19 protein-coding genes are annotated in these 21,481 nt (G+C 69.1%); 8 read left to right on the forward strand and 11 right to left on the reverse strand.

Annotated features, from left to right (window positions below; genetic code table 11):
- The first annotated feature begins 121 nt into the window (after positions 1-121).
- Positions 122-3,802 carry a bifunctional proline dehydrogenase/L-glutamate gamma-semialdehyde dehydrogenase PutA gene (gene putA / locus FBQ73_RS02640; protein ID WP_138397978.1) on the forward strand — a complete coding sequence of 1,227 codons (3,681 nt, stop codon included), beginning with the start codon at positions 122-124 and terminating at the stop codon, positions 3,800-3,802.
- 30 nt (positions 3,803-3,832) lie between these two features.
- On the opposite strand, the gene FBQ73_RS02645 is transcribed toward putA, so the two are convergent.
- The 11 genes from FBQ73_RS02645 to FBQ73_RS02695 all read right to left on the reverse strand — a co-directional run bounded on the left by FBQ73_RS02645 (position 3,833) and on the right by FBQ73_RS02695 (position 14,072).
- A complete protein-coding gene (locus tag FBQ73_RS02645; RefSeq protein WP_246089524.1) occupies positions 3,833-4,102 on the reverse strand; it encodes a cysteine rich repeat-containing protein in 270 nt (89 codons plus the stop codon).
- A gap of 291 nt (positions 4,103-4,393) precedes the next feature.
- A complete protein-coding gene (gene ltnD / locus FBQ73_RS02650; protein WP_138397979.1) occupies positions 4,394-5,317 on the reverse strand; it encodes an L-threonate dehydrogenase in 924 nt (307 codons plus the stop codon).
- A gap of 183 nt (positions 5,318-5,500) precedes the next feature.
- Positions 5,501-6,511 (reverse strand): polysaccharide deacetylase family protein, encoded by a 1,011-nt coding sequence (locus FBQ73_RS02655; RefSeq protein WP_170218725.1) that lies wholly within the window; start codon positions 6,509-6,511, stop codon positions 5,501-5,503.
- A 171-nt stretch (positions 6,512-6,682) separates the two neighbouring features.
- A complete protein-coding gene (locus FBQ73_RS02660) occupies positions 6,683-7,549 on the reverse strand; it encodes an ABC transporter permease (RefSeq protein WP_138397981.1) in 867 nt (288 codons plus the stop codon).
- A complete protein-coding gene (locus FBQ73_RS02665) occupies positions 7,542-8,390 on the reverse strand; it encodes an ABC transporter ATP-binding protein (RefSeq protein WP_210236648.1) in 849 nt (282 codons plus the stop codon). Before FBQ73_RS02665 ends, FBQ73_RS02660 begins: the two co-directional genes overlap by 8 nt.
- A 10-nt stretch (positions 8,391-8,400) precedes the next feature.
- On the reverse strand, positions 8,401-9,459 hold the full coding sequence (locus FBQ73_RS02670) for an ABC transporter substrate-binding protein (protein ID WP_246089525.1): 1,059 nt from the start codon (positions 9,457-9,459) through the stop codon (positions 8,401-8,403).
- A gap of 17 nt (positions 9,460-9,476) precedes the next feature.
- Positions 9,477-10,661 (reverse strand): FMNH2-dependent alkanesulfonate monooxygenase, encoded by a 1,185-nt coding sequence (gene ssuD, locus FBQ73_RS02675; protein ID WP_138397982.1) that lies wholly within the window; start codon positions 10,659-10,661, stop codon positions 9,477-9,479.
- Between the two features lie 113 nt (positions 10,662-10,774).
- Positions 10,775-11,251: a tetratricopeptide repeat protein gene (locus FBQ73_RS02680; RefSeq protein ID WP_246089526.1), complete on the reverse strand. Its 477-nt coding sequence runs from the start codon at positions 11,249-11,251 to the stop codon at positions 10,775-10,777.
- On the reverse strand, positions 11,248-12,030 hold the full coding sequence (locus FBQ73_RS02685; protein WP_138397983.1) for an ABC transporter ATP-binding protein: 783 nt from the start codon (positions 12,028-12,030) through the stop codon (positions 11,248-11,250). Before FBQ73_RS02685 ends, FBQ73_RS02680 begins: the two co-directional genes overlap by 4 nt.
- 24 nt (positions 12,031-12,054) lie before the next feature.
- Complete coding sequence (locus FBQ73_RS02690; protein ID WP_138397984.1) at positions 12,055-12,906, reverse strand: ABC transporter permease; 852 nt, start codon at positions 12,904-12,906, stop codon at positions 12,055-12,057.
- Positions 12,907-12,977: 71 nt separating this feature from the next.
- A complete protein-coding gene (locus FBQ73_RS02695) occupies positions 12,978-14,072 on the reverse strand; it encodes an ABC transporter substrate-binding protein (RefSeq protein ID WP_138397985.1) in 1,095 nt (364 codons plus the stop codon).
- Positions 14,073-14,277: 205 nt separating this feature from the next.
- On the opposite strand from FBQ73_RS02695, the gene FBQ73_RS02700 reads away from it, so the two are divergent.
- The 7 genes from FBQ73_RS02700 to FBQ73_RS02730 all read left to right on the forward strand — a co-directional run bounded on the left by FBQ73_RS02700 (position 14,278) and on the right by FBQ73_RS02730 (position 21,273).
- A complete protein-coding gene (locus tag FBQ73_RS02700; protein WP_138397986.1) occupies positions 14,278-15,135 on the forward strand; it encodes a transporter substrate-binding domain-containing protein in 858 nt (285 codons plus the stop codon).
- A gap of 41 nt (positions 15,136-15,176) precedes the next feature.
- Positions 15,177-16,211, forward strand: a complete 1,035-nt coding sequence (locus tag FBQ73_RS02705; protein ID WP_246089527.1) for a cytochrome-c peroxidase — start codon at positions 15,177-15,179, stop codon at positions 16,209-16,211.
- 69 nt (positions 16,212-16,280) lie between these two features.
- A complete protein-coding gene (locus tag FBQ73_RS02710) occupies positions 16,281-17,366 on the forward strand; it encodes an LLM class flavin-dependent oxidoreductase (RefSeq protein ID WP_138397988.1) in 1,086 nt (361 codons plus the stop codon).
- Positions 17,367-17,430: 64 nt separating this feature from the next.
- Positions 17,431-18,258 (forward strand): ABC transporter permease subunit, encoded by an 828-nt coding sequence (locus FBQ73_RS02715; protein ID WP_392567215.1) that lies wholly within the window; start codon positions 17,431-17,433, stop codon positions 18,256-18,258.
- Positions 18,255-18,965, forward strand: coding sequence for an ABC transporter ATP-binding protein (locus FBQ73_RS02720; protein ID WP_138397989.1), 711 nt, complete (start codon positions 18,255-18,257; stop codon positions 18,963-18,965). The genes FBQ73_RS02715 and FBQ73_RS02720 overlap by 4 nt, the downstream gene beginning before the upstream one ends.
- 22 nt (positions 18,966-18,987) lie before the next feature.
- The gene (locus tag FBQ73_RS02725; RefSeq protein WP_138397990.1) at positions 18,988-19,986 is read left to right on the forward strand and encodes an NrtA/SsuA/CpmA family ABC transporter substrate-binding protein; all 999 of its coding nucleotides are present in this window, start codon (positions 18,988-18,990) and stop codon (positions 19,984-19,986) included.
- 57 nt (positions 19,987-20,043) lie between these two features.
- Entirely contained in the window at positions 20,044-21,273 is a 1,230-nt protein-coding gene (locus tag FBQ73_RS02730) for an acyl-CoA dehydrogenase family protein (RefSeq protein WP_138397991.1), read from the forward strand.
- Positions 21,274-21,481: the final 208 nt, after the last annotated feature.

Genomic DNA, 21,481 nt, shown 5'->3' on the forward strand with positions numbered 1-21,481 from the left:
GATCGATCGTCCGCCATATGAAAAGCCGGAATGCCTGCCGTCTCTGGATTAGGATGAATCCCGTCGTCGAAGCCGTTCCGTGCCACGGGGATTCGCAGGCCGGAGGGACGAGGAAATCCAGATGATCCACGCTGCCGCCGCGCCCTTGCCCGCCTCTGAAGCCGCCCCCCTGTTCGCCGATTTCGCGCCACCGGCCGGCCCGCCTCCGGCCCTGCGCGCGGCGCTCGCCATCGCCCACCGCCGGCCAGAGCGGGAGGTGATCGCCGATCTTTTGCCCGCAGCCCGACTTCCGACAGAGCTGCGCGCCCGCATCGCCGCGCGGGCGGGGGATCTCGTCACCCGGCTGAGGGCGAAGCCGCGCGGATCGGTGGTGGCGGCGCTGGTGCAGGAATATGCCCTCTCCAGCCAGGAGGGCGTGGCCCTCATGTGCCTTGCCGAGGCGCTGCTGCGCATTCCCGACAGCGCCACCCGCGATGCTCTCATCCGCGACAAGATCGGCCATGGCGACTGGCAGGCGCATCTCGGCGGCGGGCGCTCCCTGTTCGTGAATGCGGCCACCTGGGGCCTCGTCCTCACCGGCAGGCTCACCGCCACCGCCGACGACGGGCGTCTCGGCACCGCGCTCACCCGCCTTGTGGCCCGCTGCGGCGAACCTCTGATCCGGCGGGCGGTGGACATGGCCATCGCCCTGATGGGCGCCGAGTTCGTCATGGGCCGCACCATTGAGGAGGCGCTGCACCGCGCCGGCAAGCGCGAGGCGCAGGGCTTCTCCTATTCCTTCGACATGCTGGGCGAGGCGGCCATGACGGCGGCTGACGCCGAGCGCTATTTCGCGGCCTATGGCGCCGCCATCGAGGCCATCGGCAAGGCTTCGGCGGGGCGGGGCATCCACAAGGGGCCGGGCATCTCGGTGAAGCTCTCCGCGCTTCATCCGCGCTATGCTCGCGCCAAGGCCGGGCGGGTGATGGCGGAACTGCTGCCGCGCCTTGAACACCTCGCGCTTTTGGCCCGGCGCTACGACATCGGCATCAATATCGATGCCGAGGAGCAGGACCGCCTGGAACTCTCCCTGGACCTGCTGGAGGCGCTCGCCGCCCATCCCGGCCTTGCGGGGTGGGATGGCATCGGCTTCGTGGTGCAGGCCTATGGCAAGCGCTGCCCCGCGGTGCTCGACTTCATCATTGATCTGGCCCGCCGCACCGGCCGGCGCATCATGGTGCGCCTCGTGAAGGGCGCCTATTGGGATGCCGAGATCAAGCGCGCGCAGGTGGATGGGGTGGCGGATTTCCCCGTCTTCACCCGCAAGGTTCACACGGACCTCTGCTACATCGCCTGCGCCCGCAAGCTGCTTGCCGCGCGCGATGCGGTCTTTCCCCAGTTCGCCACCCACAATTCCCAGACGCTGGCCGCCATCTACGAGCTGGCAGGGCCGGATTTCCGCGCGGGCGACTACGAGTTCCAGTGCCTCCACGGCATGGGCGAAGCTTTGTACGAGGAGGTGGTGGGGCCGCTTGCCCGGCCGTGCCGCATCTATGCGCCGGTAGGTACCCACGAGACGCTGCTCGCCTATCTGGTGCGGCGGCTACTGGAGAACGGGGCTAATTCCTCCTTCGTCCATCGCCTTGCCGATGACAGCGTGCCGCTGGCGGAGCTGATCGCCGATCCGGCCGAGACCGTGTCCGCCATGGTGGACCCCGGCTCTCCCAGCCCCGCCATCGCCGCCCCGCGCGATCTCTATGGCAGGCGGGCCAATTCCGCCGGCCTCGACCTGTCGAGCGATGCCGTGCTGGCTGCCCTGGGCCAGACCCTCGTGGCGGGCCGCGCGACGCCATGGCGGGCGCATCCTGCGGGCGGCGGCGGGCCGGCGCGGATGGTGCGCAATCCCGGCGATCATCGCGACGCGGTGGGTGAAGCGCGCGAGGCGGGCGCGGACGATGTGGCGCGGGCGGTGGCGAGGGCCGCCGCTGCGGCGCCCAGCTGGGCGGCGCGCTCACCGGCCGAACGGGCCACCCCTCTGCGCGCAGCTGCCGACATGCTGGAAGCCCAGATGCCACATCTGCTCGGCCTCATCATGCGCGAGGCGGGCAAGTCCGCCGCCAACGCCGTGGCCGAAGTGCGCGAGGCGGTGGATTTCCTGCGTTATTATGCCGACGAGGCGACAGCCCGCCTCACCCGCGACCATCGTCCGCTGGGGCCGGTGGCCTGCATCAGTCCGTGGAACTTCCCCCTCGCCATCTTCACCGGGCAGGTGGCGGCGGCGCTGGCGGCGGGCAATCCCGTGCTCGCCAAGCCGGCGGAAGAAACGCCCCTCATCGCCGCCGAGGCGGTGCGCCTGCTGCACGCCGCCGGCATCCCTCAGGATGTGCTCCAGCTTTTGCCCGGCGACGGGGCGGCGGGGGCGGCGCTGGTCGCGGCGCCGGAAGTGGCGGGGGTCATGTTCACCGGCTCCACGGAGGTGGCGCGGCGCATCGCCGGGGTGCTCACCCAACGCCTGTCGGCGCAGGGCAAGCCGGTGCCGCTCATCGCCGAGACCGGCGGGCAGAATGCCATGATCGTGGACAGCTCCGCCTTGCCCGAGCAGGTGGTGGCGGACGTGCTCGCCTCTGCCTTCGACAGCGCCGGCCAGCGCTGCTCGGCGCTGCGCGTGCTGTGTCTGCAGGAGGAGGTGGCTGCCCCCATGCTCGCCATGCTGAAGGGCGCCATGGTGGAGCTGGAGATCGGCCGCACGGACCGGCTTGCTGTGGATGTGGGTCCGGTCATCACCGCCGAGGCGCGGGCGGGCATCGAGGCTCATGTGGCCGCCATGGCGGCGCGGGGCTTTCCCGTCCATCGCCTGCCGCTGCCGGCGGAGGCGGTCAACGGCACCTTCGTGGCGCCGACGCTGATCGAGATTTCATCCATGGCCGATCTCACCGCCGAGGTGTTCGGCCCGGTGCTGCATGTGCTGCGCTGGCGGCGGGCGGATCTGCGCCGCCTCGTGGAGGACATCAACGCCACCGGCTACGGCCTCACCTTCGGCCTGCACACGCGGCTGGATGAGACCATCACCGCCGTGACGGGGCAGGTGGGGGCCGGCAACCTCTATGTGAACCGCAACATGATCGGCGCGGTGGTGGGGGTGCAGCCGTTCGGCGGCCACGGCCTCTCCGGCACCGGGCCGAAGGCGGGCGGGCCGCTGTATCTCAGCCGGCTGGTGACGGGCCCGGCCTTCGCCCTTGGCGCCGGCACGCCGGACGGGGCGGCGCTGGCCTTCGTCGATTGGCTGGAGGGGCGAGGGCGCGCGGACGACGCGGCGGCGGTGCGGGCGTTGGCGCAGGCCGTGCCCCTCGGCCTGTCGGCGGACCTGCCCGGCCCGGTGGGCGAGCGCAATACCTGGCGGCTGCGTCCGCGCGGCACGCTGCTGTTGCTGCCGACCAGCGAGACGGGGCTGATGCGCCAGATCGGCACAGCGCTGGCCACCGGTAACCGGGTGGTGGTCGAGGCCGAGGCGGGGCTCTTGAGGCAGCTCGTGGATCTGCCGCCGGCGGTGGCGGCGCGCGTCCGCCTGGATGGGCAAGCTATGGGGGCAGAGGGCGGCCCCTTCGCGGCGGCGCTGGCGGAAGGGGAGGGCGCGCGGCTCGTGGCCATGGCCGGGCGCCTCGCGGCGCGGCCGGGGCCGATCGTGCCGCTCCATGGGGCGACGGCGGACGAGATCGCCGCCTCGCCCTTTGCCTTTCCGGTGAGCCTGCTGCTGGAAGAGGTCTCGCTCAGCGTGAACACGGCGGCTGCGGGCGGCAATGCGAGCCTTCTGGCCGTGGCCTGAGCCCGCACCCGCCCCGAGCGCTCTATCGCTCTATTGCTTGCGCATGCTGGCGGCCAGTGCGCCCAGGCTCGCCTGGCAGGGCGGGGTCACCTCGTCCTTGTGTTCCTTGAGGCACTGGAGGAGGCGGCCGCCGCCCGGCTGGATGCCCGCGCACAGCTTCTTCACGTCAGTCTCGCAGGCGGTGCGCAGGGCGGTGACCTGTTCGGCGGTTTGCGCCCCGGCGCCGGCGGCGAAGCCCAGGGAGAGGCCGTAGGCAACCAACGGCGCGGCAAGCATCGCGGCAAGAGCAGCACGGGACATGAGGGTTCTCCTGATCTGGCGCAGTCCCGCTCCCGTGGGGAAGCCCGGGACGGGACGTGTTGCCTTTTGTTGATCGCCTGTTCGCCTCGCGAACCGGCGCGCGCTGTGTCCGACGGGGGCTTGCACCGGACGCCAGCGAACGGCGCGACCCTGACGGTCCCGGATTGCGGCAGCATGCCGGGCGCGTGACGATGGATGACAAAATGTAACAGGCGCAAGAGGAAAGCGGGCGCCTTCTGGCCGCGCAGGCACGCCGGCCCCAAAGCGCTCCTCCGGCCCCCATGCGCCCATTCAGACACCCGGCAGCTTGGTTCCGGTGATCTGCGCATAGAGCCGCGCCACGGAGGCGTCGTCATCGCGCCCCATGCCGGAGGCGGAGGCCGCGATGAACATCTGGAGCGCGGCGGCGGAAACCGGCACCGGGAATTTGGCGCTGCGGGCCATGTCCTGCACGATGCCGAGGTCTTTCACGAAGATGTCCACCGCGCTTTTGGGCGTGTAGTCGCCAGAGAGCACGTGGGGCATGCGGTTCTCGAACATCCAGCTGTTGCCGGCCGATGCGGTGATCACCTCATACACCTTCTTCAGGTCGAGCCCCTGCCGGGCGGCGAAGGCCATGGCCTCGCATGCGGCGGCGATGTGTACGCCGGCGAGCAGCTGGTTGATCATCTTGAAGGCCGCGCCAGCCCCCGCCGCATCGCCCAGGGTGTAAAGCTTGGCCGCCATGGCATCCAAGGCCGGCCGGGCTCTGGCGAAGGCCACCGGGCTGCCAGAGGCGAGGATGGTGAGCGCGCCTTCCGCTGCCCGCTGCGCGCCGCCGGAGATGGGCGCATCTAGATAATGTCGCCCGGTGACTTCGAGCCGCGCGGCGAGGGCGCGGGCCACGTCCGGGTCCATGGTGGCGCAGGAGATGAAGACCGCGCCGTCCGGCAGCGTCTGCGCCACGCCTTCGGGGCCGAACAGGATGGCCTCGGTCTGCGCGGCATTCACCACCACGCTCACCACCATGTCGGCGCCCTTCGCCACCTCGGCGGGGGACGCGCCGCCGCGCCCGCCCTGGGCCACGAAGCGGGCCACGGCTTCGGGACCCACGTCGCAGCCGGCCACATCGAGCCCCGCCCGCAGCAGGGACTGCGCCATGCCGAAGCCCATGGAGCCGAGCCCCACGACGCCGGCGCGCTTGGTGGTCTTCGGCGTTTCCCCGGTGCTGGTCATGGGCCTGCTCCCTGTCTCATGGCGTCGGCATCGGGTGCCGGCGCATCTTGCTTTTGGCCTTTGTAGGAGCGCTGGCTGGAACCTTCAAATCGTTTCAGCCGCACGGGCGCCCCGCCACACGCACAAATGAAAAGAGCCCGTTCCGGGGGAACGGGCTCTGCGGTTTGAAAAGGACAGGCTGCCTCAGTAGACGCCGCCGGCGCGCTGCTGTGGGGCGGCGTTGGCCGCCGGCTTGGCGGGCTTGGCATCCGGCTTGGCGGAGGCCGTGGCGGGCTTGGGCTTCTGTGGCTTCTGGCTCGCCTGCTGCGGCTTGCCGTTGGGCAGGGCGGCGACGAGCTGCACCTTCGGCGTCTTGTCCATGGCGACGAGGTCGGACAGGGTGCCGAACTTGTAGCCCTTGGCGATCAGCTCATCGAGGATGCGCGGCATGGCCGCCACCGTGGTCGGATAGATGTCGTGGGAGAGCACGATGGCCCCCGGCGCCGCCTGGGCGATGATGGCATCATGCACCTTCTGGCTGTCACGGAACTTCCAGTCGTTCGGGTCAACCGACCAGTTGACGACGGTGAGGCCGAACTTGTCCTCGATATAGGTGCGCAGGGTCGGCTTCATGGAGCCGTAGGGCGGGCGCAGATACATGGGACGCTTGCCGGTGACCTGGAAGATGGCCTCGGAAGTATTGCCCAGCTCCTTGTCCACCGCCGCCTGGCTGATGCGCGTCAGCTGCGGGTGGCTCCAGGAATGGCTGCCGATCTCGTGGCCCTCGTCGGAGATCATCTTCAGCACTTCGGGGTGCTTGGCCACCATGTTGCCCAGCACGAAGAAGGTGGCCTTGATGCCGCGCTCCTTCAGGATGGCGAGCAATTGGGGCGTGGTCTCCGGGTTGGGGCCGTCGTCGAACGTCATGGCGATGTACTGGCCATCCACGTTGAACGACTTGTAGGTGTAGTTCTTGCGCGGAGTCACCACCGGCGGAGGGGCCGGAGCGGGTGCCGGGGCCACGGCCTCAGCCTGCGTGCCCTTTCCCGACGCGCCTTTGGCCTGCGCGCCGGAGGCGTTTTGCGAGATGGACTGCGTGGTCGCAGGTCCATCGTCCCTCACGGCCTTGGCCGACGTGAGCATGGGGGAGATCGCCACGCCCGCGCCAACGGCGCTCGCGACCAGAATACCAGAAACGATCAGGAGCGGCTTCACGGTGGCGGCTTCCCAGCTGTAATTCCATCTGGGCACAGCCTCACGCGTTTTTGTGGATAAATCGTGAAGCGCGACCGCTGAGGACGTCTTTTCCTCCGCAACGGCACTTTATTCGCGATGGCGACGGGGCGGAGTACCAGTAAAGGTAAGGCGCTCTTGTATTCCGTAGCGTCAGCGTTGGAGACCCCAGCGCCGCACCGTGCGCTGCTCCACCGCGCGAAACAGCACCTCCACGGTCAACCCGATGAGGATCACCGTGAGCAGGCCGGCGAAGACACGGTCGGTGAGCAGCTCGTTGCGGTTGCGATAGACGAACCAGCCGAGCCCTCCGGAGCGGGAGGACACGCCGAACACCAGCTCGGCCGCGATCAGCGTGCGCCAGGCGAAGGCCCAGGCGATCTTCAGCCCCGACAGCAGCGAGGGCAGGGCCGCCGGGATGAGGATGAGCGCCACGTAGGACAGCCCCTTCAGCCCGTAATTGCGGCCGACGAGGCGCTGGGTCTCGGGCACCTGCTCGAAGCCGGTGAGGGCCGCCAGGGCGAATGGCCAGAGCACCGCATGCACCATCACCAGCAGCAGGCTGGCCTCGCCGAGGCCCAGCCACAGCATGGACAAAGGCAGAAGCGCGATGGCGGGCAGGGGATTGAACATGGCGGTGAGCGTCAACAGCACCTCTTTCAGGAACGGCACCGCGATGGCGGCCGAGACCAGCACCAAGGCCAGCGCCACCGCCAGCACGTAACCCTTGACGAGCACCGCGAGGGAAGCGAGGGCGGCGGGCAGGAGGTCGCCCTCGGTGAGCGCCGAGGCCAGCGCCGACATGGTGTCGGTGAAGGTGGGGAACAGCAGCGGATTGTTCTGCCACACCGAAGCGATTTGCCAGAGGGCAGCCAGCGCCGCCAGCACCACGGCGCGGCGCACCAGCGTGAAGCCCCACAGCCGGGCGAGGGCGGCCCTGGGCAAGGGACGCGTGGGCGCCTCGGTGCGGGGGCGGGCTGTGTTGGCGAGACCCGAGCCGGACACGGTGGTGTCAGACATGATGGCCTCCGTCGGTGAAGATGAGATTATGGACATCGCGCACCACCGCCTCGAAGGCCGGAGTGCCGCGCGCCGAAATACCGAAGGCGGCGGTGTCGAAGGTGGCGAGGGTACGGCCCGGATGGGCCGCGAGCAGGTGCAGGCGCGTGCCGATGAGCACCGCCTCGTCGATGGCGTGGGTGACGAACACCAGGGTGAAGCCCTGTTCCTCGGCCAGCGCCAGCAGGTCGTCCTGCAGGGTGCGGCGGGTGAGGGCGTCGAGCGCCGCGAAGGGCTCGTCCATGAGCAGCACGTCGGGGTCTGTGGCCAGCGCGCGGGCGATGGCGGCGCGCTGCTTCATGCCGCCAGACAGCGTGTGCGGATAGGCATCCAGCGCGCGGGCGAGGCCCACCTTCACCAGCGCCGCCTCGGCGCGGGCGCGGGCCTCCTTCTGCGACATCCTGCGGGCGACGCGCAGGGGGAAGGCCACGTTGTCGCGCACGCTCTTCCAGGGCAGGAGCTGGTCGAATTCCTGGAACACCACGATGCGGTCCGGCCCCGGCCCGGTGATGGCCTTGCCGCGGATCTGGACCGTTCCCGCCGCCGGCTTCAGGAAGCCGGCCAGCGCCTTGAGGATGGAGGACTTGCCGCAGCCCGACGGCCCCAGCAGCACCAGCCGCTCGCCGGCCGCGACGGAGAAGCTCACGTCCTCCACCGCCCGGTGCCGGCCCTTCGCGCCGGCATAGTCGAGGGTGAGCCCGCGCGCCTCAAGGACGGGCGTGGCCTGAACCGCGGCCTTTGCCGGGTGCGGCGCGGGCAGGATTTGGGGACGAGATTCAAGACGTGCGGCTGCGGCGGTCATGGTCGTGCCCTCAGCTGCCGGAGGCCGAGTGCAGCTCTTCGAAGGTGAATTCCTTCCAGCTGGTGGGCTTGTTCTTGATGGCACCGATCCGGTTCATGAAGTCCGCGAACTTGATGGTGCCGAGGGGCACCAGCGTATAGGTCACCTCGGGGTCGGACAGGACTTCCGCGATGAAGGCGGGATCGAGCTTGGACTGCTCCACCTTCACGTAGATCTCGGCCGCTTCCTTCTTGTTCTCGTCCACCCATTTGGTGGCCTCGGCGAAGGCGTCCAGGAAGGCCTTGTAGGTCTTGGGATTCTCCTGGCGGAACTTCACCGTGGTGTAGGCGACAGTGGGCGTCGCCGGGCCGCCGAGGATGTCGTAGGAGGAGAACACCTTGTGGACCTTGGGGTCCTTCAGCGCCTGGTTCTGGAACGGCGGGTTGGACAGGTGGGACGTGATCTCGGTGCCGCCGGCGATCAGCGCGGCGGTGGCGTCGGGATGGGGCAGGGTGACCATCAGCGGGTCGAGCTTCTTGGCATTGCCGGGGCCGAAGGCCTGCTCCGCCGCCATCTGCAGGATGCGCGCCTGCACCGAGACGCCCGCCGCCGGCGTCGCGATCTTGTCCTTGTCGGTGAAGTCCTTGATGGTCTTCACATTGGGATTGTTGGTGAGCAGGAAGTTGGGCTGCGCCCCGAAGGCGCCGACGATCTTCACCTCCTGCGCCGTGCCGCGGGTCTTGTCCCAGATGGTGAGGAACGGCCCGATGCCGGCGGAGGCGATGTCGATGCTGCCGGAGAGCAGCGCGTCATTCACCGCGCCGCCGCCGGACAGGCGGATCCACTCCACCTTGATGTCGATGCCCAGTTCCTTGCCGTGCTTCTCGATGAGGCCCTTTTCGCGCAGCACGTGGAAGGGCGTGTAGAGGGTGCCGAACTGCTGGGCGATACGCAGCACGCCTTCCGCCCGCGCCGGCACGGCAGCGAAGGCTGCGGACAGCACCACGCTGGCGGCGGCGAGGCGCGTGAAGGAGCGGCGCGAGAACATGCGGCGCGAGAACTTGGGGCGCGAGAACTCGGGGGTGCTCATCTTCATCTCCTCGGGGCTCAGGACACGGCGGCGCGACGCCGCTCCGCGAGGTGGGAGCCCACGGCGAACTCATTGACGATATTGTCGGAAACCTTGCGGCGGCGACCGTCGATGCCAAGCTCGGGGAACAGCAGCTCGGCGACGCGATAGGCCTCTTCCAGGTGCGGATAGCCCGAGCCGATGAAGGTCTCGATGCCGATCTCCTGATATTCGCGGATGCGGGCGGCGACGCTCTTGGGGTCTCCCACCAGCGCGGTGCCGGCGCCGCGTCGCACCAGGCCGATGCCGGCCCACAGGTTGGGCGCGATCTCCAGCTTGTTGCGGTCGCCGGGCTGGAGCGCAGCCATGCGCGCCTGGCCGACCGAATCCATCTCCACCTTGAAGCGCTTCTGCGCGCTTTCGATCTGCTCGTCGGAGACCTGGGAGATGAGCCTGTCGGCAGCGGCCCAGGCCTCGGCCTCGGTCTCGCGCACGATGAAATGGATGCGCAGGCCGAACTTCAGCTTGCGCCCGCGCCTGGCGGCCCGCGCCTGCACATCGGCAAGCTTGTCTTTCAGGATATGGGGCGGCTCGCCCCAGGAGAGATAGACGCTGGTGTGCTCGGCCGCCACCTCGTGGCCGGCCTCGGACGAGCCGCCGAACCACAGGGGCGGGTGGGGCTGCTGCACCACCGGGAAGTCGAGCCGGCCGTGTTCCACCCGATAGTATTTGCCGGTGTGGTCCACGGTTTTGCCAGCCACCAGATCGCGCCAGATGGAGAGAAATTCGTCGGCCTGGGCGTAGCGGGCGTCGTGGTCGAGGAAGATGCCGTCGGCGGCGAGTTCCGCCGGATGGCCGCCCACCACTACGTTGAGGAGAAGCCGGCCGTCGCTGAGCCGGTCGAGGGCTGCCGCCTGCCGCGCGGCGAAGGCCGGCGTGGTGACGCCGGGGCGAAGCGCCACCAGGAATTTCAGCCGCTCGGTGGCGGTGGCAAGGCCCGCCGCGGTGATCCAGCTGTCCTCGCAGCTCTGGCCGGTGGGCAAAAGCACGCCCTTGAAGCCGAGCCGGTCCACCGCCTGCGCCACTTCGCGGAAGTAGGCGAATTCCGGCGGGCGCTGCCGCGTCTCCGACCCCAGATAGGCGCCGTCGCCATGGGTGGGGATGAACCAGAAGATGTCCGGGCTCTGCGCGGCGGCAGCAGGAACGGGAACGGGATGACTCATGGGAAGCTCCGTCATTTCCCTGAAAATGACGGGCAATTATGCATAATGTCAATAGAACTTGTTGAATTAGGTGTGAGCCGTGCCGTCGCAGCCCTTTGCAGGCGAACGGGCGTTCAGGACGCAGGGTTTCGTCCGGCCGCGCGCAAGGCGTCGCGCAGCTTGTCGGCCTCTTCGCAGCCCTTCGGGTGGCAGAGCAGGTGGATCAGCTCGAGGTTCTTCTCAGCCTTCTTGAAGTCGCCGATCGCGATGAAAAGCTCGCCCTGATATTCCAGCGCCGGGCGATGGGCCGGATCGTAGAACAGGGCTTCCTTGTACCAGCGCGCCGCCTCGTCGTAACGCTTCAGGTTGCGGTTGGCGAAGGCGATCAGATTGTAGAGATCGGCATGGCGCACCGTGGCCGTCAGCGGCATCAGCAGCGCCAGCGCCCGCTCATAATCCCCGGCATAGATGGCCGCCCGGCTCTGCGAGAGGTCGGGCAGGTCGGTGGATGGCGCGGTGTCCATGGCGGCGGCCGGCAGGGCGGCCAGCAGCACGGTGGCGAAGGCGGCACTTCGGAGGGCGGCGCCCCGCATGCGAGCGGCGCCCGTCACGCCGCGTCCCGCCGGCTGCCGCCATCCTCGCCCATGGCGGCGAGGATGCGCCGCTTGAGCGCGACGAACTCGCCATCCGCCCGATCGCGGGGGAAGGGCAGGTCGATGGTGAGGTCTTCCACCACGCGGCCGGGATTGGCGCTCATCACCACCACCCGGTGGCTGAGATAGACCGCCTCCTCCACGTCGTGGGTGACGAGGATCATGGTGGTGCCCTCGGTCTCCCAGATGCGCTGGATCTCCGCTTGCAGATGCACGCGGGTGAGGGCGTCCAGCGCGCCGAGCGGCTCGTCCAGCAGCAGGATTTCCGGCCGGCTGGCAAGGCCGCGGGCGATGGCGCCGCGCTGGGCCATGCCGCCGGACAATTCGTGGGGATAGGCCTTCTGGAAGCCGGAGAGACCCACGAGGGCGATATGCTCGGCCACAGCCTCGGCCTTCTCCTTCTGGCTCCAGCCGGAGTTTTCAAGGCTCAGGCCGATGTTCTGCTCGAGCGTCAGCCACGGCAGCAAGCGATGGTCCTGGAACACGATGCCCCGCGTGAGCGAGGTGCCGGTGATGCGGCGGCCGTTGAGCAGGATGTCGCCGCGATAATCCTCATCCAGCCCCACCACGAGGCGCAGCAGGGTGGATTTCCCGCACCCGCTCGGCCCCACGATGGTGACGAAGGCGCCGGGCTCCACATCGAAGCTCACGTGGGAGAGCACGTTGACGAGGGGCCGGCCCGGCAGGGCATAGGTCTTCGACACGTTGCGGAATTCAAGATGTCCGGGGGTGGCCATGGTCTGGCTCCTGAGGTTCTGGGGTCAGCCGTCGTAGCCCTGCTTCCACTTCAGCACCCGCTTCTGGGCGACATACATGGAGCGGTCGATGGCGAAGCCCACGAGGCCGATGATGACCATGCACACCAGCAACTGGTCGGTGAGCAGCAGGCCCTGGGCGCGGAAGATGAGGAAGCCGAGGCCCGAAAGGCCCGAAAGGCCTTCCGCCACCACCACCAGCGCCCAGGCAAGGCCCGCCGCATAGCGCAGGGACACCATGATGGAGGGCATGGCGGCGGGCACGATCACCTTGCGCACCAGCTGCCAGCGGGTGAGGGTGAGCACCTTCGCCAGCTCGATATAGTTCTTCTCCACGTTGCGGATGCCCTGCAGCGTATTGAGGAACACCGGGAAGAACACCGACTTGGCGATGACCAGCACCTTCGCCGGCGCGCCGATGCCGAGCCACAGCACGATCAGCGGCAGCCAGGCGATGCCGGGAATATGGCGGATGGTGTCGAAGGTGGGCCCGAAGAATTGCTCCACCTTGCGCGACAGCCCGGCCGCGATGCCGAGGATGATCGCCGCCACCGAGCCGTAGAGAAAGGCCTGCCCCACGATGCTGATGGAGGCCAGGAAGTCGAAGGCCAGATGCTGCTTGGTCAGCATCTTCCAGAAGGCGGTCACCACCGTGATCGGCGCCGGCAGGAAGACCGGATCGATCCACTTGTTGGCCGCCGCGGTCTGCCACAGCGCCAGAATGGCGAAGGGCAGGATGAGGCCGATGAGGTTGGGCCGCCCCGCGCCGAAGAGGCCACCGGCAAACCGCGGCGCCGGGCGATCGACCGTGCCGGCCTCGACCGCCGCGGCTTCGATGGTGTCCGATGTATTGGCCATGTGCTGAGTGTCCGGATCGCGGAAAAAAGCTTCAAGGAAGAGCGCCGGGAGCGTGTCCCGGCGCAATTTCATCAGTTGTAGATGGAGTATTGGCCGCCAACGAAGAAGCGCCCGTCGATGAAGGCATCGATCTGCGCGCTGGTCAGGCCGCGTTCGGCGAGGATGTCGTCACCGTTTTCCACGTACCAGGCCTGGAAGGTCTTGATGGCATTGCGGGCGCGCTCGGCATTGGGCTCGCCGGCCATGAACTCCCACTCGCCTGCATGGGTGATCTGGAACTTGGCCACTTCCAGCGGCACGCGGGTCTTGTCGGCGACGATCTCGGCCGCCTCGTCCACGTGGTCGGAGGTCCATTCGCGGGTGCGTTCGCGGGCGGCGAGGAAGGCTTTGACCACCTGCGGATACTTGTTCACGAAATCGCGGCGGGCGAAGTAGGTGACGCGGCCGGCATTGTTCACATAGACGCCGTCGTCGGGCGAGCGGCCGATCACCTTCAGCTTGCCGGAGAGCCACGCGCCGGCGAAGGCGCCGGCAGCGAGGTGCGCCGTCGTCGCGTCGGTGGCGCCGGTGAGGACGGACGTGATGGCCACCGCCGAATTGTCGATGGACGTGTAGCGGATCCGGCCCTGCTTATCTCTGGAATCGAACGGCAGACCGGCCTTGGTGGTCACCTCGAAGGGCGAGGACCAGTAGCAGGAGATGCGGCTCGACCCGAACTTCTTGCCGTCGAGGTCGGCCACCGAATTGATCTTGTCGTTGTCGGCGCGGGCGAGGATGGGCGCGCGGTAGCGGTTGGAGGGCTCGGACGCCCAGATGATGACGCCGTCGAGGCCGTTGGCCCGGTGGACGGTGGCCGGATAGATCATGCGCTGGGCGATGGCGATGGCCCCGCCGTTCACCGCCGCCGCTTCGGCGCCGAGCAGGTCGGCCGCGCCCGAGGCGATGAGGTTCACCTTGGTGGTGCCGATCTTGTCGAAGGCGTCTTTGAAGAAGCCCTTCTCCTGCGCGATCACCGTCCAGGGCGTGAGCTGGAGATTGATGGAGGGCAGGACCTCTTCCGCCCGCGCCGGGGTGAGGGCGGGTGCGGCGAGGGTCAGCGCGAGTGCCAGGGTTGCGGAGATGAGGCCGGGCCGGACGGCGCGGGCAAGGGAAGGCTGGTGGGGCATGGGCGTCTCTCGGGGATGAAATGAGGCGGGCAGGCCAAGAATGGCTTGCAATGTACATATAATCGACAGATTTTATATAAAATAGCAATCCGGCTTTCAAGCCCTGATCTGCCCCTAGGTCCGCCGCGGGCCGGGAAGAGGCGGGGCGGCTGGGGCGCAGCACATTCTGTCGATTGGCGAATTTCCGCTTCGGGTGCCCGTGCTCATGTCTCTGACCTTCCGTCCACCCCGGTCTATCCTGCGTCTGCTGCTTGGCGGTGTCGCCCTGGCTTGTCTTGTGGCGGCGGCCCTCTTCGCGGCGGGATTTGCCGTGGTCTCGGCCGTGGCGCGGGGACCTGCGCCGGACTTTTCCGGCCGGCCGCTGCGGGTGGGCGTGGGCTGGCTGCCGCCGCCGGACACCCCGGACATGCGGCTTTATATGGAGGAGGGATTCGAGCTGGATCTTGCCGCCGTGCTCGCCGGTGCGCTCGCGGCCGAACTGCGGCTGGTGCGCATCGCGCCCGAGGCCGCCGAGCAGGCGCTGAAGGCGGGCGAGGTGGACCTGGTGGTGACCCGCGCCGGTGCCGAGGATCCCCTGCGCCGCCGCGCCCGGGTGGTGGAGACAGGCTTCTCCTCGGGCCTCAGCCTCGCCATGCGTTCGGACCGGCCGCTCAAGGCGTGGAGCGCGCTTCAGGGCCGCACTGTCTGCGTGACGGAGGCCAATGCGCACGGCCTCGCCTTGGCCGTGCGGCTGGGGGCGCAGGTGCGGGTGCTGCGCGCCCCGGCGCAGGCGTTGATGTCGGTGCGTACCGGCGAATGCGACGCCGCCCTGCATGACCGGGCGCTGCTCGATCCCTTGTTCGGCAAGATGTCGTGGCAGAAGTTCTCCGCCACCCTGCCGGCGGTGGAGCCCACGGACCTGGTGGTGGCCGTGGCGCCGGACGATGCCGGCCTTGCCGAGGCGGTGGAAGGTGCCCTCAAGCCCTTGTCGAATTCCCAGACATGGCAGGCGCGGCGCGAGAAATGGGCCGCCACCGTCTCGTTCGAGGTCTATCGCGATCAGGTGGCGGCGGATTGCCATTGAGGCGCCGGTTCACCCGCGCGGCGGCGATCGCGGCGGGTCTTATGGCGCTGGCCAGCCTTCCCCCCGCGTTGGCGCAGGAACGCGCGCAGGATCTGCGCGCCGCCTATGCCGGGCCGCCGCAGACATGGCCGGTGCCGTGGATCGACCCCGGCGTCGCCTTCGTGGAACTCGCCGCCGCGCCGCCGCCTGCGCCGCATTCGCCTGAGGCGGAGCTGGGCGGGCGGTTGTTCCGCGATGGGATGCTCTCCGCCGACGGGCGCATCGCCTGCGCCTCCTGCCATGATCCCGCCCACGGCTTCAGCGTGCCGGAGGCGGTTGGGCGGGGCATCGGCGGAGCGCCGGGGCGGCGCAATCCGCCGGCGCTGTTTGCCGTCGCCGGCCGTCCGAACCTCGACTGGGACGGCGGGGGCGGGACCCTGTCCGCCCGCGTGCTCGCCCCGCTCGCCGCCGCCGACGAGATGGGAAACACCAGCCTCGCCTTGGTGATGACGCGCCTGTCCGCCAGCCCCTATGCGGCCGATTTCACGCGCCTTTTCGGGGCGGAGGGCGCGTCCCCGCGCACCCTCGCGGCGGCGCTGGCCGGCTATCTGGAGACGCTGGATACGCCCACCCGTTTCGACCGCTTCATGGCCGGCGACCGGGCCGCGCTAACCGATACTGAAGTGGCCGGCCTGCACCTTTTCCGCACCAAGGCGCGCTGCGCCAATTGCCATTTCGGCCCGCGCCTTTCCGACGAGGGCTTCCATAATCTGCGCCTCTCCTTCTTCGGCGAGCCGGCGCAGGACCTCGGCCGCTTCGCCGTCACCGGTGACGGCGAGGATGCGGGGCGCTTCCGCACGGCGTCCCTGCGCCATCTGAGCGAGAGCCCGCCCTACATGCACAACGGCCTGTTTCCGACCCTGGATGGGGTGGTGAATTTCTATGACCGGGGCGGCGGTGAAGTGTGGGCGCGCAACGCCCGGGAGGCCGAGCGCCCGCTGTATCGCGAGGCCGCCCGGCGTGCCCCGCACATCCGCCCGCTGGGCCTCACCACTGGGGAAAAGGCCGCGCTGGTGGCCTTCCTGAAGGCGCTGTGACGTCGGCGCGGCTTGACATGTCCATTATATCGATCTTTTTTATGGAAATAATTGACAAAAGGGTAAGCCATGTCCCTCCCTCCTCTTCGCATCGGTGTATGGGCGCCTGTCCACGGGCCGCGCGCGGCTCTTCAGGATCCGGCCGAGCCGTTCAATGCGTCGTGGGAGCACAATCGCGATACGGTGCTTCAGGCCGAGGCGCTGGGATATGACGCGACGCTGGTGGCGCAGCACACGGTGAACCCGCACCTGCCGGACTACGACCAGCTTGAAGCCTGGACCGCCTCAGCCGCGCTGGCGGCCCTCACCAGCCGCATCGAGATCATCGCCGCCATCAAGCCCTATCTCTACCATCCGGTGGTGCTGGCGAAGATGGCGCTGCAGATCGAGAACATCTCCCGCGGGCGGTTCGCCTTCAACCTCGTCAACGCCTGGAACCGGGCGGAATTCGAGAAGGCCGGCATCCCCTTCGGCGAGCATGACGAACGCTACGCCTATGGCCGCGAGTGGATCACCGTGGTGGAGAAGCTCATCCGCGGCGAGAGCGTGACCCACACCGGCGAGAATTTCGCCCTCACCGATTATCTGCTGACCCCGAAGGACCTCCACCGCGCCCGGCCGCGCATCTATCTCGGCGGGGAATCCGAGCCCGCCCGCGCGCTGGCGGCGGATGCGGCGGACGTGTTCTTCATCAACGGCCAGCCGCTGGAGGACGTGACCGCCTTTATCGCCGACCTGAGGCGCCGCCCGCGCACGCTTGCGCCCCTGTCGTTCGGCCTTGCCGCCTTCGTCATCGCCCGGGAGACCGAGCGAGAGGCGCAGGAGGAATACCAGCGGCTCGCGGCTCTGGCCGCCAGGGATGCGAGCGTGCGCGCCGCCCAGGCCGCCCGGACCGATCCCAACGTGGTGATGGTGAAGACCTTCGCCAAGTCGGAGCGCGTGGGCACCAATGGCGGCACCGCGGCGGGGCTGGTGGGCAGCTACGATCAGGTGGCCGAGCGCATCCGCGCCTTCCATGCCGCCGGCATCGAATTGTTCATGTTGCAGTTCCAGCCGCTCACCGTCGAGCTTGCCCGCTTCGCGCAGGAGGTGTTCCCGCGCCTTGGCCGCGCCGCGCCGCCGCGCGTGGAACTGCGCCAGTCGCAGGCCGGCTGAGCCCTTCCTTTCCCCTCGCCCCGAGGTCATCGTGAGCCAAGCCGACCACACCGCCATTCTTGCCTTGCCGGGCCTTGCCTCCGGCTCGTCCGCCGCGCCTGCGCGCCGGGTTCGCGTCTTCGGCCCGCGCGCCCTTCTGGCCCTGTCCTGGCTGGCGCCGCTGCTGCTGGTGGCGGTGTGGGAAATCCTCGCCCAGACCGGCTATGTCACCCCGCAAGTGCTGCCGGCGCCGAGCAAGGTGGTGCGCACGGCGTGGCGCCTCGCCACCACGGGCTCACTGCTGAACGATCTCGGCACCAGCCTGCTGCGCGCGGCGGTGGGCTTCGCGATTGGCGGCAGCATCGCCTTCGCGCTGGGCATCCTGGTGGGCTTCTCCCGCCTCGCCGAGGCGCTCATCGACCGCAGCGTGCAGATGGTGCGCGCCATTCCCTTCCTGGCGCTGCTGCCGCTGGTCATCGTGTGGTTCGGCGTGGGCGAGGGGCAGAAGATCTTCCTGGTGGCGCTGGGCGTCGCCTTTCCGATCTACATCAACACCACGCTGGGCATCCGGCAGGTGGACGGCAAGCTCTTGGAACTGGGCCGGGTGCAGGGCCTGACCACGGCGCAGATGATCACCCGCATCATCCTGCCGGGGGCCTTGCCCTCCATCCTCACCGGGGTGCGCTATTCGCTGGCCACCGCATGGCTGGCGCTGGTGGTGGCGGAGACCATCGGCGCCCAGGCCGGCATCGGCTTCCTCGCCATGGATGCGCGCGAATTCCTGCGTACCGACGTGGTGGTGCTGACCATCGTCATCTACGCCCTCATCGGCGTGGTGGCCGATTCCATTGCCCGGCTGCTGGAGCGCCGGCTGCTGGCCTGGCATCCCAATTTCAGCGGGGCGGCCCGATGAGCGCCGCCCTTCAGGACGCCCCCGCAGCGGTGCGGGTGTCCGGCCTGCGCCGGGCCTATGGGTCGCGCGTGGTCATCGACCGGCTCGACCTCACCATCAGGCGCGGCGAGTTCGTGGCCCTGCTGGGCGAGAGCGGCTGCGGCAAGACCACTTTGCTGCGGGCGCTCGCCGGTCTCGACCCCATCGACGGCGGCCGCATCGAGGCGCCGAAACGACCGGCGGTGGTGTTCCAGGAGCCGCGCCTGCTGCCGTGGGACAGTCTGTGGCGCAACGTGGCCCTGGGCCTGCTCGCCGAGGGCGCGCGCGACAAGGCGGCCGCCGCGCTCGCCGAGGTGGGCCTCGGCGGCCGGCTCGACGACTGGCCGCGCAACCTCTCCGGCGGACAGGCCCAGCGCGTGGCGCTGGGCCGCGCGCTGGTGCAGCAGCCCGAATTGCTGCTGCTGGACGAGCCGTTCGCGGCGCTCGACGCCCTCACCCGCATTCGCATGCATGTGCTGGTGAAGGACCTGGTCGCGCGGCACCGGCCGGGCGTGCTCCTCGTCACCCACGACGTCGTGGAGGCCATCGCGCTGGCCGACCGCATCCTCGTCATGCGCGGCGGCGCCATCGCCGCCGAGCACCGGCCCTCGGCGCCGGGTCAGCCCGCCGCCACCCGCGCCATCCTCCTCGCCGAGCTCGGGGTCGTCGACGACCTCAGGAGCGCCTGATCCCCTTTTTGGAAGAGAAGCCATGTCCTCGTTCCTGACCCCCTCCCGCCGCCAGTTCCTTGCCACCGCGCTCGCCGGCGCGGGCGCCGCTTCCGGCCTGCTGCCGTTCGGCGCCAATGCTGCTCCCGACACCCGCAACACCGACACGGTGCGCCTCACCTGGGGCTTCCATGGCCTCACCCTCATCGCCAAGGAGCGCGGCACCTTCGAGAAGGCGCTGGCCGAAAAGGGCATCAAGGTGGAATGGCTCGGCCCGTTCCCCAACCATGCGCCCACCCTACAGGCGGTGACCGGCGGCAGCGCCGATTTCGGCTTCGGCGGCTCCACCACCCCGGCGCTGGCCGCCATCATCGCCGGCTCGCCGCTGGTGTTCAGCCAGTTCGTGCTCTACGAGCCGCGTACCACCGCCATCATCGCCAAGGACGGCTCGGGCATCGACACGGTGTCGGACCTGGTGGGCAAGTCGGTTGCGGTGAACCGCTCGGGCCTCGGCGAGTTCCTTTTGGTGGCGGCGCTGGAGAAGAACGGCATCGACCGCTCCAAGGTGAAGTTCGTCTATCTCAACCCGCCGGACGCCGCTCCGGCGCTCGCCTCCGGCAAGGTGGACGCGTGGTCCATGTGGAGCCCCGGCGTCGACATCGCGCGGCTCGAATACAAGGCCCACGACATCTTCCTCGAGGGTCGCGACCTCGAATTCTACATCGATTACAGCTCGTATGTGACCAGCCGCAAGTTCTCGCAGGAGAATTCGCAGATCGTCCGCGCCGTGGCCGCCGCCTATGAGGAGGAGGCCAAGTGGGTGAATGCCAACACGGTGGAGGCCGAGACCATCGTGCAGAAGCGCGCCGGCTATTCCGACGTGATCCGCGACCAGTTCATCGAGCGCCGGCGCACCTACAAGCTCATCCCCGTCACCGACAAGGCCTTCGTCGCCGACCTCCAGAAGGCGGCGGACTGGCTGGTGGCGCGCAAGATCCTGCCCGAGCCTGTCACCGTCTCCGATCATCTCGCGCAATTCTGATTTCGAGCCCTTCGCCGGGCCCCTTCACTCTGCCCATTCCAAGTCTTCGAGGTCTTCATGAACAAGCCCGTCACCGACCTGTCCGTCCGCCTCCCGGGGCCGCCCGTGGCTGATCCCGCGCCCTGGCGGCGCCTAATCGAACATATCGGGCGCGGCTCGTCGGAGCGCGAGCACCAGCGCATCCTGCCGTTCGAGGCGGTGGACCTGCTGCGCGAGGCCCGCTTCGGCGCCCTGCGCCTTTCGAAGGAGGACGGCGGCGCCGGCGCCTCTTTCCGCGAGCTTTATGCGCTTGCGCTGGAGCTGGCGGCGGCGGATGCCAACGTCGCCCACATCTTCCGCAATCATTTCACCGTGGCCGAGCAGTTCACCCGCGTCCCCACCGATGGCCGCAGCCGCTTGTGGCAGCAGCAGGTGCGCGACGGCGCCCTGTTCGGCCTCGCCAGCACCGAGGCCAATGCCAGCCCTGCCGGCGGTGGCGTGCCCACCGACACCGTGCTGTCGCCGGACGGCGACGGCTTCCGCCTGGACGGCGTGAAATATTACAGCACCGGCACCCTGTTCGCCGACGCCATGCTGGTGCGCGCGGGCACCAGGGACGGCCGCGTCGCCTCGGTGATCATCCCCACCAAGCGCGAGGGGCTGGAGGTGGTGGACGACTGGGACGGTGCCGGCCAGCGCCTTACCGGCTCGGGCACCACGCGCTTCCACGGCGTACGGGTGGAGGCGGACGAGGCCATTTTCGACACGCCGGACCGCGGCTATGGCCTCGCCTATTCCAACACCCAGGCCCAGCTCTTCCTCACCACCGTGGTGGCGGGCATCGTGCGCGGCGTGCTGGAGGATGCCATCGCGCTGGTCACCCGGCGCAAGCGCAGCTTCTATTACGCGCCTACGCCGAACCCGGTGGACGACCCCTTCCTGCAGCAGACCATCGGCCAGATCGCGAGCCACGCCTTCGCCGCCGAGGCCATCGTGCTGGCCGCCGCCGACGCCCTCGACCGGGTGAGCCGCGCCCGCGACCGCAACGAGCCGGCCGAGGCGCTTGCCGCGGAAGCCGCGCGGGCGGCGGCACAGGCCAAGATCGTGGTGGACGAACTGTCGCTGCGCGCCGGTACGCTGTTGTTCGAGGCGGGCGGGGCCTCCGCCACCGAGCGCAGCGTCAACCTCGACCGCCACTGGCGCAACGCCCGCACCATCGCCGCCCACAATCCGGCGAGCTACAAGGCGCAGGCCATCGGCGCCCTTCTGGTGAAGGGCACGCCGCTGCCGTCCAAGGGCTTTTTCTGACGGGCGGGGCGAGGGGCGGGGGATGCGCTCTCCCGCCTTGTCACCGTCCGTTGTTGGTCACAGGACGTCACCCTTCGGCTTGACCGGAGGGTCCATCCCTCCGCTTGTCGGGAGCGGGGGGCCGGCGCCTATCCCCGTCCATGCGCGTCCCCTCACCCCGGCCCCCTCGCGAGAGGGCGAGGGGGGACCGCTTGGCCTCGTTCCAAAG

The organism is Xanthobacter autotrophicus (assembly GCF_005871085.1).
In the GTDB taxonomy this organism is placed as follows: domain Bacteria; phylum Pseudomonadota; class Alphaproteobacteria; order Rhizobiales; family Xanthobacteraceae; genus Xanthobacter; species Xanthobacter autotrophicus.

Excerpts from the sequence above, each read along its gene's own strand:
- ltnD (WP_138397979.1), bottom strand. The coding sequence starts at position 5,317 with ATGACCAGCACCGGGGAAACGCCGAAGACCACCAAGCGCGCCGGCGTC.
- FBQ73_RS02705 (WP_246089527.1), top strand. The coding sequence starts at position 15,177 with ATGGCGCTGGCCAGCCTTCCCCCCGCGTTGGCGCAGGAACGCGCGCAG.
- FBQ73_RS02730 (WP_138397991.1), top strand. The coding sequence starts at position 20,044 with ATGAACAAGCCCGTCACCGACCTGTCCGTCCGCCTCCCGGGGCCGCCC.
- ssuD (WP_138397982.1), bottom strand. The coding sequence starts at position 10,661 with ATGAGTCATCCCGTTCCCGTTCCTGCTGCCGCCGCGCAGAGCCCGGAC.
- FBQ73_RS02720 (WP_138397989.1), top strand. The coding sequence starts at position 18,255 with ATGAGCGCCGCCCTTCAGGACGCCCCCGCAGCGGTGCGGGTGTCCGGC.
- FBQ73_RS02690 (WP_138397984.1), bottom strand. The coding sequence starts at position 12,906 with ATGGCCAATACATCGGACACCATCGAAGCCGCGGCGGTCGAGGCCGGC.
- FBQ73_RS02695 (WP_138397985.1), bottom strand. The coding sequence starts at position 14,072 with ATGCCCCACCAGCCTTCCCTTGCCCGCGCCGTCCGGCCCGGCCTCATC.
- FBQ73_RS02700 (WP_138397986.1), top strand. The coding sequence starts at position 14,278 with ATGTCTCTGACCTTCCGTCCACCCCGGTCTATCCTGCGTCTGCTGCTT.
- FBQ73_RS02710 (WP_138397988.1), top strand. The coding sequence starts at position 16,281 with ATGTCCCTCCCTCCTCTTCGCATCGGTGTATGGGCGCCTGTCCACGGG.
- FBQ73_RS02685 (WP_138397983.1), bottom strand. The coding sequence starts at position 12,030 with ATGGCCACCCCCGGACATCTTGAATTCCGCAACGTGTCGAAGACCTAT.
- FBQ73_RS02645 (WP_246089524.1), bottom strand. The coding sequence starts at position 4,102 with ATGTCCCGTGCTGCTCTTGCCGCGATGCTTGCCGCGCCGTTGGTTGCC.
- FBQ73_RS02665 (WP_210236648.1), bottom strand. The coding sequence starts at position 8,390 with ATGACCGCCGCAGCCGCACGTCTTGAATCTCGTCCCCAAATCCTGCCC.
- FBQ73_RS02670 (WP_246089525.1), bottom strand. The coding sequence starts at position 9,459 with ATGAGCACCCCCGAGTTCTCGCGCCCCAAGTTCTCGCGCCGCATGTTC.
- putA (WP_138397978.1), top strand. The coding sequence starts at position 122 with ATGATCCACGCTGCCGCCGCGCCCTTGCCCGCCTCTGAAGCCGCCCCC.
- FBQ73_RS02725 (WP_138397990.1), top strand. The coding sequence starts at position 18,988 with ATGTCCTCGTTCCTGACCCCCTCCCGCCGCCAGTTCCTTGCCACCGCG.
- FBQ73_RS02660 (WP_138397981.1), bottom strand. The coding sequence starts at position 7,549 with ATGTCTGACACCACCGTGTCCGGCTCGGGTCTCGCCAACACAGCCCGC.